General features: G+C 54.2%; 4 protein-coding genes. All 4 read left to right on the top strand.

Annotated features, from left to right (window positions below):
* A partial coding sequence (locus A4E33_RS00055) for a site-specific integrase (protein ID WP_292345254.1) occupies nucleotides 1-895 on the top strand: 895 nt, incomplete at its 5' end.
* A gap of 125 nt (nucleotides 896-1,020) precedes the next feature.
* The gene (locus A4E33_RS00060; RefSeq protein ID WP_292345256.1) at nucleotides 1,021-1,779 is read left to right on the top strand and encodes a type IV toxin-antitoxin system AbiEi family antitoxin; all 759 of its coding nucleotides are present in this window, start codon (nucleotides 1,021-1,023) and stop codon (nucleotides 1,777-1,779) included.
* The gene (locus A4E33_RS00065; protein WP_292345258.1) at nucleotides 1,776-2,555 is read left to right on the top strand and encodes a nucleotidyl transferase AbiEii/AbiGii toxin family protein; all 780 of its coding nucleotides are present in this window, start codon (nucleotides 1,776-1,778) and stop codon (nucleotides 2,553-2,555) included. Before A4E33_RS00060 ends, A4E33_RS00065 begins: the two co-directional genes overlap by 4 nt.
* Before the next feature lie 10 nt (nucleotides 2,556-2,565).
* Nucleotides 2,566-3,294 (top strand): flippase activity-associated protein Agl23 (locus A4E33_RS00070; protein ID WP_292345260.1); only part of this gene is annotated, 729 nt, incomplete at its 3' end.

The raw sequence follows: 3,294 nt of genomic DNA on the forward strand, positions 1-3,294 counted from the left end.
CAAACAGTTCTACCTCTGGCTCATCGAGAACGAGTACGTCGCAATCCCGGAAAAGAAACTCAAGGCCCTCAAGACCCCTCATCACGAGACCATGACCAAGGTTGCCTCGGACCTGCTCACGACCGAAGAGATCACCGCGATGGTAGGCGCCTGCACCCGCAGCAGCGACCGGGCGATCATCATGATGCTCTACGAAGGCGGGTTCCGCATCGGTGAGATCGGGGGGATGAAATGGGGCGACCTCACCTTCGACAAGTGGGGCGTTATCGCGAACGTGAACTTCAAGACCGGCAAGCCCCGGTACGTCCGGCTCATCATGTCCCGCGAGGCCCTGGCAAAATGGAAGAATGATTACCCGGCAAAACCAGTTACAAACGAGATGCCGGTCTTCATCACGGAGCACCAGACCGCACTCACGCATGGCTCCGTTGCCATGCAGCTCAAGCGGCTTGCGAAGCGGGCCGGGGTCCAGAAGCATATCACCCCGCATATCTTCCGCCATTCCCGTATCACCCACCTCATCAAAGAGAACGTATCGGAGAGCGTGATCAAGCTGATGATGTGGGGCAGCCTCACGACCAACATGTTCCAGACCTACGCCCACCTCACGGGCAAGGATATCGACAACGAGATGCTGCGGACCTACGGGATCACGGAAACCGAAACAGGAGAGGGGACAAGCGAATTACGCATCGAACCCCGCCAGTGCCCACACTGCAAGCTCATCAACGGGCCCATGGCCGAGTTCTGCAATTCCTGCGGGCGGTCGCTTACTGAACTGGCGACCGAAGCCGAAGACGATATTCACGACAGCATACTAAAAAACATGGCATCGCTCAAGCGGTTCATCGCGAAGTTTGAGGACAAGGTGGCGAAAGGCGAGATTGTAGTGTAAGGTCCCATGATTTCCCTTACCGATTACCAGTCCAGCCCTGCCAGAATCCCCCTCCCGTACACCAAAATTAACATAAATGTTAAGGTTGGTGTACCTAATGAGGAATTTGGGAGAAGGAGCGAGCTATGACAATCGAGATCCTGAAGTCCATGGCAAAAGAGAACCAGGTATTTTCATTTGCCCAGTTATACGAGAAAACCCACATCAAAAAAGAGATGCTCTGGGTCATCCTCTCCCGCATGGAGGAGAAAGGGTTCATCGAGCGGATTGAGAAAGGCAAATACCTGATCATCCCGCTCGGAAGCGAGAAAGGGAAATACACGCTCCACGAATTCGTTATCGCTTCTTATCTCGTCGAGCCCTTTGCCATATCGTACTGGAGCGCCCTCCACCACTACGGGCTCACCGAGCAGATCCCGAACACGGTCTTTGTCCAGACTCCCGCACGCAAGAAGAAGAACCAGATGGAGATCTTTGGCGTGAATTACCAGATCGTGCGGGTGAAGGAGGAGAAGTTTTTCGGCGTCCGCAAGGAATGGATCGAAGAGACACCCATCAGCATCACGGACAAGGAGAAGACCATCATCGACTGCCTGGACAAGCCCCACTATGCCGGGGGAATCATCGAAGTAGCCAAAGCGCTGAAAACCGGTTCACTGGACTACAATCAGCTCAGCAACTACGCACTCAAAATCGATAATTTTGCCGTCGTCCGGAGGCTCGGATACCTGTGCGAGCGGATAGGTATCCCGATCAATCTCCCCCTCCCCCCGTCAAAAAAATACCTGCTGCTGGACCCGACGATGCCTGCGAAGGGTAAGAACGATCCGAAATGGCGGCTCGTCATCAATAACGATACCGTCCTGCCGGAGTCTCTTGAATGATCCCCGAGCGTGAGATCAAGGAACAGGCCCGCGAGTTCGGCGTACCCACGTCAACGATCGAACGGGATTATGTACAGAACTGGTTTCTCTCCACTCTGCGCCCAATCAATATGGCATTCAAGGGTGGGACCGGCATCCGGAAAGTGTATATCGAGAATTACCGCTTCTCCGATGATCTTGATTTCACCCTGCTGGAGCCGGTCGATGCAGATACATTACGGACTGCAGTGATCGATGCAATGGTACGGGTCCGGGATGAAAGCGGTATCCAGTTCGAAGACGAGATCGGTTTCCGGCAAACGAGGAACGGTTTCAAAGCGACAACCCGGTTCAGGATCCTGCACCGGGGTCAGACATCCCCGATAAAAATTGACCTGGACCTGACCAACTCGGATAGTGAACAGATCCTGCTCCCGGTCAGCGATCGCCCGGTCTTCCATCACTTTTCTGACGGGCTTGAAACATCCGTGGCTTCGTATGCGCTCGAAGAGATCATGGCGGAGAAGATCCGCTCGATCTTCCAGCGGACCCGCTCCCGCGATCTCTACGACATCGGGCAGCTGGCCGGCCGGGTGGACCGCGATATCGTGAGATCGATTGTGCACCGCAAGTGCGAATACAAGGGAGTCACGGTAGATCCCGCGCTCCTGCGGGAGAAGCGGGATCAGTTTGCCGCTCTGTGGCAGGTTTCGCTGGGCCACCAGATTCACGATATTCCGGATTTTGATACGGCATTTGAGAATGTGATGGGCGAGATTGAAGGGTACTCAGGGTAGGACACTGGTTATGACACGTTCCCGCACAACCTATGCTCTTGTATTCATCCTCATCCTTGCATTCATCCTCCGCTTCTGGCAGCTTGACCTCAAACTCCTCCACCATGACGAAGCTGTCCATTCCTGGTTCTGCTACGAGTTCCTGACGAGAGGTGTATGGCAGTACGACCCCAGTTACCACGGGCCGTTCCTCTATTACGTAACAACAGGTATATTTGCCCTGGTTGGTCCGTCGGACTTTGCAGCCCGGCTGCTCCCGTCGCTCTTCGGATTCGCCATCATTCCGCTCGTGTACGCGATTTACCGGATCGGGTATATCAGTAAAAACCAGATGCTGGTTGTCGCTCTCCTCATCGCCATATCGCCGGACATGGTCTATTTCTCCCGCTTCCTCCGGCACGATATTTTCATGCTCTTTTTTACCATGCTCCTTCTTGTCGCGATCCTGTATTACTTTGAACGGGGCCAGACGAGATTTGCCGTGCTCGCCGCTCTTGCGGCAGCCGGTGCACTCTGCTGCAAGGAGGAGATGCCAGTCATCATCATCATTTTTGCCGTCTTCTTTGCTTTCTCAGTATGGAAAGGACGGTTTACCCTTCCCCTGCAGTGGAAAACCGACCTCATGCTTTTTGTCATTGTCGTGGTCGCGATCATGAGTGTGCTATACTCGGCGTTCTTCAACCATGTTGATACCCTGATCGGCCAGAACTTCAGCATCGCCACGCAGGGAGTACACTTC

The sequence above is a fragment of the Methanoregula sp. PtaB.Bin085 genome, assembly GCF_002067035.1.
In the GTDB taxonomy this organism is placed as follows: domain Archaea; phylum Halobacteriota; class Methanomicrobia; order Methanomicrobiales; family Methanospirillaceae; genus Methanoregula.

Bases quoted from the DNA above. Each gene is read 5' to 3' on its own strand.
- A4E33_RS00065 (WP_292345258.1), top strand. From the start codon at position 1,776: ATGATCCCCGAGCGTGAGATCAAGGAACAGGCCCGCGAGTTCGGCGTA.
- A4E33_RS00060 (WP_292345256.1), top strand. From the start codon at position 1,021: ATGACAATCGAGATCCTGAAGTCCATGGCAAAAGAGAACCAGGTATTT.